This is a genomic window from Pseudomonas sp. DE0157 (assembly GCF_007678615.1).
Taxonomy (GTDB): Bacteria; Pseudomonadota; Gammaproteobacteria; order Pseudomonadales; family Pseudomonadaceae; genus Aquipseudomonas; species Aquipseudomonas parafulva_B.
This window is the reverse complement of record NZ_VEJN01000027.1, coordinates 1-8702: the sequence shown is the minus strand read 5'-3', so window position 1 is coordinate 8702 and position 8702 is coordinate 1. Positions and strand designations below refer to the sequence as shown.

5 protein-coding genes are annotated in these 8702 nt (G+C 66.7%); 3 read left to right on the top strand and 2 right to left on the bottom strand.

Features of this window, described 5'->3' with window-relative positions:
• Nucleotides 1-16 precede the first annotated feature (16 nt).
• Both FS777_RS21510 and FS777_RS21075 read left to right on the top strand, forming a co-directional pair.
• Nucleotides 17-175, top strand: coding sequence for a hypothetical protein (locus FS777_RS21510; RefSeq protein WP_178091308.1), 159 nt, complete (start codon nt 17-19; stop codon nt 173-175).
• A gap of 49 nt (nt 176-224) precedes the next feature.
• Nucleotides 225-1616: an aspartate aminotransferase family protein gene (locus tag FS777_RS21075; protein ID WP_058606009.1), complete on the top strand. Its 1392-nt coding sequence runs from the start codon at nt 225-227 to the stop codon at nt 1614-1616.
• 39 nt (nt 1617-1655) lie between these two features.
• Here FS777_RS21075 and FS777_RS21070 read toward each other — a convergent pair whose 3' ends face one another.
• Both FS777_RS21070 and FS777_RS21065 read right to left on the bottom strand, forming a co-directional pair.
• Nucleotides 1656-2624, bottom strand: a complete 969-nt coding sequence (locus FS777_RS21070; protein ID WP_145257547.1) for a siderophore-interacting protein — start codon at nt 2622-2624, stop codon at nt 1656-1658.
• Between the two features lie 65 nt (nt 2625-2689).
• Complete coding sequence (locus FS777_RS21065) at nt 2690-3811, bottom strand: cupin-like domain-containing protein (RefSeq protein WP_145257544.1); 1122 nt, start codon at nt 3809-3811, stop codon at nt 2690-2692.
• 186 nt (nt 3812-3997) lie between these two features.
• Here FS777_RS21065 and FS777_RS21060 point away from each other — a divergent pair.
• Nucleotides 3998-8702, top strand: a 4705-nt coding sequence (locus FS777_RS21060) for a non-ribosomal peptide synthetase (protein ID WP_145257541.1), incomplete at its 3' end; no start/stop codon positions are given.

Here is an 8702-nt window from a genome sequence, read left to right as displayed (position 1 = left end):
CGCTTGACAGGCATCCATGCCTGTCACCTCCCTCCGCAAGACCTGCGTTCGGCCTTCTGAAGTCGCGAAGATCAAGAGCAAGAGCAAGAGCAAGAGCAAGAGCCAGATCAAGAGCAAGAGCAAGAGCAAGAGCAAGAGCAAGAGCAAAGCCCCCCTAAATCCTCCCCCCGGCTAAGCGTCTCTCAAGCGACTACCGCCCATTCGCTTGCTTGCGAGGATCCACCATGTCCACCGCTACCAGCCTTGCTCAGGTCCCACCGGCCACCACCCCGCACCCCCTGTACGAATTCACCGATTCGCCGCTGCTGCACCGCCAGCAGCAACAGGAATCCAATGCCCGCAGCTACCCCCGCCGTATCCCGCTGGCCCTCAAGCGCGCCCGTGGCATTTATGTCGAGGACGTCGAAGGCCGCCAGTTCATCGATTGCCTGGCCGGTGCCGGTACGCTGGCGCTGGGCCACAACCACCCCGTGGTAGTCGAAGCCATCCAGCGCGTGCTGGCCGATGAACTCCCCCTGCACACCCTGGACCTGACTACCCCAGTCAAGGACCGCTTCGTCCAGGACTTGTTCGCCGTGCTGCCCGAAGCACTGCGCCGTGAAGCCAAGGTGCAGTTCTGTGGCCCCACCGGTACCGATGCGGTGGAGGCCGCGCTGAAGCTGGTGCGCAGCGCCACCGGCCGCAGCACGGTCCTGACCTTTCAGGGCGCCTACCACGGCATGAGCCAAGGGGCACTGAGCCTGATGGGCAGCCTGGGTCCCAAGCAGCCCCTGGGCGCATTGTTGGGCAGCGGCGTGCAGTTCATGCCATACCCCTACGACTACCGCTGCCCGTTCGGCCTGGGCGGCGAAGCGGGGGTGAAGGCCAACCTGCACTACCTGGAAAACCTGCTGCTCGACCCCGAAAGCGGGGTGCCGCTGCCAGCCGCGGTGATTCTGGAAGTGGTGCAGGGCGAAGGCGGCGTGATACCCGCCGACATCGAGTGGCTCAAGGGCGTACGGCGCATCACCGAGCAGGCGGGTGTTGCGCTGATCGTCGATGAAATCCAGAGCGGTTTCGCCCGTACCGGACGCATGTTCGCCTTCGAACACGCCGGTATCGTGCCAGACGTCGTCACCCTGTCCAAGGCCATCGGTGGCAGCCTGCCCCTGGCCGTGGTGGTCTACCGCGACTGGCTCGACACCTGGAAGCCAGGCGCCCATGCCGGCACCTTCCGCGGCAACCAGATGGCCATGGCTGCAGGGTCTGCCGTGCTCGAATACCTGGTCGAGCACCGCCTGGCCGACCATGCCGAGGCCATGGGTCAGCGCCTGCGCGGGCATTTGCAGCGCCTGCAGGCAGATTATCCGCAGTTGGGGGATATCCGTGGTCGGGGGTTGATGCTGGGCGTGGAATTGGTCGATCCGCAAGGCATGGCAGACGCCCAGGGGCACCCGCCGGCCAACCGCGAACTGGCCCCGCGCGTACAGCGCGAGTGCCTCAAGCGAGGCCTGATCCTGGAACTCGGTGGCCGCCACGGGGCAGTGGTGCGTTTCCTGCCGCCCTTGATCATCAGCGACGAGCAGGTCGACGAGGTCGCTCAGCGCTTCGCCGCTGCCGTGGCCGCGGCGGTCTGAGTCCAGCGGGGGGCCGTGTGCCCCCGGCTACACGCCCCGTCAGTCCAGGGTTCTGCCAGCGCGCCAGTAGCCCATCAGGGTCAGCCATTGACGTGGCAACCCGCGCTCCTTGATCAAATGGCGACGGATGGCCATGACCGTGGCCGACTCGCCCGCCACCCAGGCGTGGAACACGCTGCAGGCGGTACTGGCCTGTTCCCACAGAATGCGCGTGTCAATATCGATATCCTCCAGCCTGGCCTCGGGCACTGCGTGCCCCTGGGGCAGTCGGGCCAGTTCACGCACGGCATGCAGCATGGCCTGGCCCTGCGCGCAGTTCAAAAGATCCCGTGGCAGCCAGTGCAGCTCAACGCCGCTGCCGTGACGCACCTCCAGGCAGTCGGCCTGCAAGGGCACTTCAATGAACGCCTGCACCGCCAGGTCCGGTTGCGTCACGGCCAGAGCTTCGAGGATGCCGGCAATCGCTGGCAGCGCCGTTTCATCCCCGACCAGCAACACGTTGCGTACCCCTTGCGGCGTCTTCCACTCGTACCCACCAGGGTCTCCCGCATGGGCCAGGTTCGGTGCCAGCATCTGCAGGCGATCCCCCGGCCGCGCCTCGGTAGCCCAGGCAGAGGCAGGGCCGTTGACACCGTGCAAGACGAAATCCACGTCCACCTCCAATGCCTCTGGGCGCAGCGCGCGCAAGGTGTAGGTACGCATCGGTGGGCGCTGTTCGGCAGCGAGCGCGCTGTGGGCGGCCTTCCAGTGCTGGTCGGCAGGCAGTTGCGCAAGGGAGCCATCGGGCGCGGGGAAGAACAGCTTCACCCGCTGGTCCGGTGCCAGGGTGGTCATCTGCGCCACGTCGGGGCCTGTGAACACCAGCCGGCTGAGCGAAGGTGTGAGGCTCAGGCGGCGGCTGAGCACCAGGTCGAACAGGCGGTAGGGCTGGGGTTGGCGCCTGGCGCCGCCAATCAGACGGCGCAGGCCTTGCTGGAGGGTTTGGGTCATGCGGGCTGGGCTGGGCATGGGGCGTTCTCGTGCAGACGTCTTTGCTGAGAAACGAGCCGACGCCCAGGCAAATTAACCGCGCCTTACCAACCGCGACCGGAGTTCACCCAGAAGTTGACCGACAGCGAGGTGGACACCGACTCCACCTGGTGGAACCAGCCCTCGGGCAAGAACAGCAGGTCGCCGGCTTGCAGCACCACACGCAGGAACGGCACATCGCGGGCGGCTGGGAACCGCCGGTAGTCGGCGGCATCGGGGTTGAAGTCGCAGCCGTCCAGGCCACCCTTGGGGCTGGTCGACCAGGTGCCCAGCGCCGGACGGTAATGCGGGGCGGCAAGGATGAACGACTTCTGCCCCCAGACCTGGGCGAACAGGTTGTCGGTGTCATCCCGGTGCAAGGGTGTGAGCGTGCCCTTGGGCCCAATCCAGATGCGCGGCGCGATGTAGCGCGAACGCTCGAAGTAGTCGGGGAAGCGGATCAGCGCCAGGAGCTTTTCCGGGACGATGTTGTTGCCCATGTAGGCCGGGGTTTCACCCGGTTTGGCCGGCGTGTCCAGCGAGGCAATGAAGTCGGCCATGGAGGTGGCGCGAAAGTCGCGGTCGGTGGAGAAAGTTTTCTTCACGTAGTCGCCGTGGCGGGTGATGCCTTGCAGCTCGGCAAAGTGCGCGATGGACGCCTCACGCCCCATGCTGAACAGCGGCCAGTCGTGCAGGGCGTCGCTCATCACCACCGGCATGCCCAGCGGCAGGTACTCCCGGGCAAAACGCTCGGCTGACAGCTGCGCCCGCGGCAGGCGGGGTACCTCACGCAGCACAGGCTGCGCTGCCGATACACGTTCGCTGATGCGTGCGGGCGTGGGGTAGCGTTGATTCATGGCCACCTTGCTGGCCGAAGTGCCTTGCCGCGCGCTGTTGATGATCTGCGGCAGCAGCGTGGCCAGGCCCATGTTGCCGGTGATCTTCAGCCGCGCACTGGCGAACAGTTCCTCGACATTGGCCGTGCCGCCCATGATCCCGAGAAAGTCGCGTTCGGCCACCTCGATGGTGACGTCCGGCGCGGCGTGGCGGCCAACACCGGTGCGGCTCTGCTCGCGTACCTCCGACCAGAAGGCCCGGTCATGGGCGAAGACGAACTGGTAGACGCCCTCGATGCCCACGCCATGGGCATTGGCGAACAGCCTGCTGAGAATGCTCTGAAGGTCCACGGTCAACCCCTGTCGATCTGTCGTTGTGCAGGGTTAACGAGCGATACGAGCACCGATTTAACCGGCGCCTTACCGGCATGCCTGGCGCCAGCGCCTAAGCTGGGCGGCTAATTTTCTCGCGTCTTCCTACGTCCCGTAGGGATAGCCGAGCCAACGCTCGATACCCAACTGTATGGAAGGTCGCAGATGAATGCCGATAAGTCCCTCAAGCTTGCCCGCCGTTTCATAGAGCTGCCAGTGGACAAGCGTCATCTGTTTCTGGATGGCCTGCGCGCCGAAGGCATCGACTTTTCCCAATTCCCCATCGCCGCCGACGTGCAGGTCCCGGACCGCGATGCACTGTCGTATGCCCAGCAGCGCATGTGGTTCCTCTGGCAGCTGGACCCGCGCAGCGGTGCCTACAACCTGCCCAGCGCCGTGCGCTTGAGCGGGCCTTTGAACGTGGCGGCGCTGGAGCAGGCCTTTGCTTGCCTTGTAGAGCGCCACCAGAGCCTGCGCACGGTGTTTGCCGAAGGCGCAGACGGCCAGGTCCGGCAGGTGGCTGCCAAACACCCGGTGCACGTTGCCAAGCACAGCCTGGTTGAGCTGGACGCCGATGCCCAGGCGCGCCGTGTGCGCGAGCTGGCCGAACAAGAGGCGCTGCAACCCTTCGATCTGGCCGTCGGCCCCTTGATGCGCGTGAGCTTGCTGACGCTTGGGGCGCAGGAGCATGTGCTGCTGTTGACCCTGCACCACATCGTGTCCGATGGCTGGTCGATGAACGTGCTCATCGACGAGTTCGTCCAGGCCTACCAAGCCTTTGCCGCAGGCGTTGAACCCGCGCTGCCGGCTTTGCCTGTCCAGTACATGGACTACGCCCTGTGGCAACGCAAGTGGCTGGAGGCCGGTGAGCAGGCGCGGCAGTTGGACTACTGGCGCGAGCAGTTGGGCGATGAGCAGCCGTTGCTGGAGCTTGCCACCGATTTTCCACGCCCGGCGGTGGCCAGCCAGCGCGGCCAGCGTCACGAGCTGGTCATCGATCCCGCCCTGGCGGAACAACTGCGGGCCCTGGCGCGCCAGCACAACGTGACCTTGTTCATGGTGTTGCTGGCAGCATTCAATGTGCTGTTGTACCGCCACACCGGCCAGACCGATCTGCGCATCGGCGTGCCCGTGGCCAACCGCAATCGGGCCGAGGTCGAAGGCTTGATCGGTCTGTTCGTCAACACCCAGGTGCTGCGCACCACCCTGCAAGGGCAGCAGTCGGTCGCCAGCCTGCTGGGCGCCGTGAAACAGACCGCCGCCGGTGCCCAGGCGCACCAGGACCTGCCCTTCGAACAGTTGGTCGAGGCCCTGGACCTTGACCGCAGCCTGAGCCATAACCCGCTGTTCCAGGTGATGTACAACCACTTGCCGAACGTTGCCGATATCGAGGTGATGACGGTGGGCGAGGGGTTGGAACTGCGCCCTCTGGAGGCGAGCAGCCGCCCCACGCCCTTCGACCTGACCCTCACCACCTTCGAGCGCGGTGGCCACCTGCATGCCTCGCTGACCTACGCCAGCGAGCTGTTCGAGCCGGCCACCATCGCGCTTATGGCCGGGCACTGGCTGCAGCTGCTGCAGGCGATGAGCGAGGATGCCGACCAGTCACTGGACCAACTGCCTTTGCTCGACGCCCATCAGGCGGCGCTTTTGCACCAGCAGGCCGCAGGCCCGCAGGCACCGGCAGCGCCGTCGGCATTGGAGATGTTCGAGGCCCAGGTGCAGCGCGTTCCCCATGCCCTGGCGCTGACATTCGCTGGGCAACGCCTGAGCTACGCCGAGTTGGATGCCCGCGCCAACGCGCTGGCCCTGCAACTGGTCGAGCTGGGCGTCGGTGCTCAGGTGTGCGTCGGCCTGGCCGCCGGGCGCTCGTTGGAAATGGTGATCGGCCTGCTGGCCGTGTGGAAGGCCGGGGCGGCCTATGTACCGCTGGACCCGGCATTCCCCGCCCAGCGGCTGGCCTACATGATCGAGGACAGCCGGGTCGGCGTGCTACTGACCCAGCAGGTGCTGCAAGCCAGCCTGCCGCAGCTCGCCGGGGTGACGACCCTGTTGCTCGACCCCGCTCGCCCTGAAGTCAGTGCACGGGGCCCACAGCGGCCAATCGACGCGGCCGAGTTGGCCTACGTCATCTACACCTCCGGTTCCACCGGCACCGCCAAGGGCGTGGCCGTCAGCCACGCCGCCCTGGGCAACTACCTGCAAGGCATTTTCCAGACCCTGCCGCTGCAGGGCGCCAGCAGCATGGCGGTGGTCTCCACCCTGGCGGCGGACCTGGGGCATACCGTGCTGTTCGGCGCACTGTGCTCCGGGCGCTCGCTGCACATCATCGAGCAGGACGTGGCCCTCGACCCGCAGCGCTTCGGCGCCTACATGCAGGACCATGGCATCGACGTGCTGAAAATCGTGCCGTCGCACCTGGAGGCGCTGCTGGGCGCTGACCAACCGCAACAGGTGCTGCCTGCCCGCTGCCTGGTGCTCGGTGGCGAGGCCTGTTCGCCTGCACTGATCGAACGCCTGCGCGCACTGGGCCGCTGCGACATCATCAACCACTACGGCCCGACCGAAACCACCGTCGGCGTACTGACCCAGAGCCTCAGCGCGGCAGACAGCCCCATCGTGCTGGGCCGGCCATTGCCCAACACCAGCACCCAGGTGCTCGATGCCGGCCTGCAACGCCAGGCGCCGGGCAGCCACGGCGAGTTGTACATCGGCGGCGCCGGCCTTGCCCGTGGATACCAGAACCGCCCGGGCATGACCGCCGAACGCTTCGTGCCCGATCCCTTCGGCGCACCGGGTGCGCGCCTGTATCGCACAGGCGACCGGGTGCGTCGTCTGCCCTCGGGCGAGCTGGCGTTCCTTGGCCGTGTCGACCGCCAGGTCAAGCTGCGCGGCTACCGCATCGACCTGGATGAAGTGCTGCTGGCCCTGCGTGCGGCGCCCCAGGTGCGCGACGCGGCCGTGCTGCTGGTGGGCGAAGCGGCCCATGCGCAACTGGTGGCCTATGTGGTCTATGCGGGCACTGACGCGCAGGCGCAACTGGAAGCCTGGCTGCAAGCGCGCCTGCCTGATTACATGCTGCCCAGCACCTACCAGGCCCTGGCCGTCATGCCCCTGACCGCCAACGGCAAGCTCGACACCCGCGCGCTGCCTCAGCCGACCCAGGCGCGTGCCGCCGCTGCCCACGTGCCGCCTGTGACCGAGCGAGAACACGCCCTGGCGGGCATCTGGGAACAGGTGCTCAAGGTGCCGGCAGTGGGGCTTGGCGACAACTTCTTCAGCCTGGGGGGCCACTCGTTGCTGGCCGTGCAGATCGTCTCGCGGGTACGCCGCCAACTGGGGCTCGACCTGCCGCTGCGGGCCATGTTCGACACGGCCAACCTGGGTGAACTGGCCCAGGCGCTGGAGCACTGCGAGTGCTACCGCGAACAGACGGCCGTTGCGGCACTGCCGCGCAGCGAGCGCCTGCCGGCGTCATTCGCCCAGCAGCGTCAATGGCTGTACTGGACCCTGCAGCCCCAGAGCACCGCCTACCACACCCCGCTGGCCGTGCGGCTGCAGGGCGAGCTTGATCGCCAGGCCTTGCAGCGGGCGATGGACACCTTGCTGGCACGGCACGAAGCCTTGCGCACCACGTTCGTCCAGGAGGATGGCCAGCTTTATCAGCAGGTGCAGCCGGCCGGGGCGGTGGACCTGCAATGGACGGCCTTGCCCGATGCCAGCCAACCCCAGCTGGAGCTTGCGGTGCGCGCCGAAATCACGCGCCTGTTCGACCTGCACCAGGGGCCCCTGATGCGGGTCAAGGTGATCGAGCGCGCAATGGACGAATGGGTGCTGGTGCTGACGCTGCATCACATCACCTCCGACGGCTGGTCCATGAGCCTGTTGGTGCACGAGTTCGTCGAGCTCTACAGCGCCTTCAATGCCGGCCATACGTGCCCCCTGCAACCGCTGGCGGTGCAATACGCCGACTACGCCCACTGGCAGCGCCAGTGGCTGGCCCAAGGCGAGATGCAGCGCCAGCAGGCCTATTGGGTCGAACGCCTTGGGGGTGAACCGGTGGTGCTGTCGCTGCCGACCGATCACCCGCGCACGGCGCAGCTCAGCGACCGTGGCGGGCGCCTTGACCTGCACCTGCCGCAGGACCTGGAGCGTCAGGTACGCGAGCTGGCCCAGGCCCAGGGCGTCACTTTGTTCCAGCTGTTCCTGGGTAGCTTCGCCTTGCTGTTGCAACGCCACAGCGGCCAGCCGGACTTGCGCATCGGGGTGCCGGTGAACAACCGCAACAGCCAGGAGCTGGAGGCGGTGGTGGGCTTTTTCGTCAACACCCTGGTCATGCGCTTGTGCCCGCAACCTGAGCAGTCGGCAGGCCATTGGCTGCAGACGGTCAAGGAGGTGACGTTGTCGGCCCAGGCCAACCAGGACCTGCCGTTCGACCGCCTGGTGGAAGTGCTCAACCCCCAGCGCGCGCTGAATCACAACCCGCTGTTCCAAGTGATGTACAACCACCTGAGCACGGTCGGCGCCACTGCCACTGGCACCAGCCTGCCGGGTTTGCAGGCCCGCGAACTGCAGCTTGACGGCGGCGGCGCGCAGTTCGAGTTGTCCCTTGAGACCCTGGAAACGCCGCAGGGCATCTCCGTGGCCCTGGTGTACGCCGCCGACCTGTTCGAAGCCGCCACCATCGAGCGTATGGCCGCTCACTGGCAGACCCTGCTGCGCGGCATGGTGGCCTGCCCTGCACAGGCCATAGGCGAGCTGCCGATGCTCGCTGCCAGTGAACAGCACGGCCTGCGCACCTGGAACCAGACCGCGCAGCGTTACCCCGACGAATACTGTGTCCACCGCCTGATCGAGCAGCAGGCCCAGC

Excerpts from the sequence above, each read along its gene's own strand:
- FS777_RS21510 (WP_178091308.1), top strand. The coding sequence starts at position 17 with ATGCCTGTCACCTCCCTCCGCAAGACCTGCGTTCGGCCTTCTGAAGTC.
- FS777_RS21075 (WP_058606009.1), top strand. The coding sequence starts at position 225 with ATGTCCACCGCTACCAGCCTTGCTCAGGTCCCACCGGCCACCACCCCG.
- FS777_RS21070 (WP_145257547.1), bottom strand. The coding sequence starts at position 2,624 with ATGCCCAGCCCAGCCCGCATGACCCAAACCCTCCAGCAAGGCCTGCGC.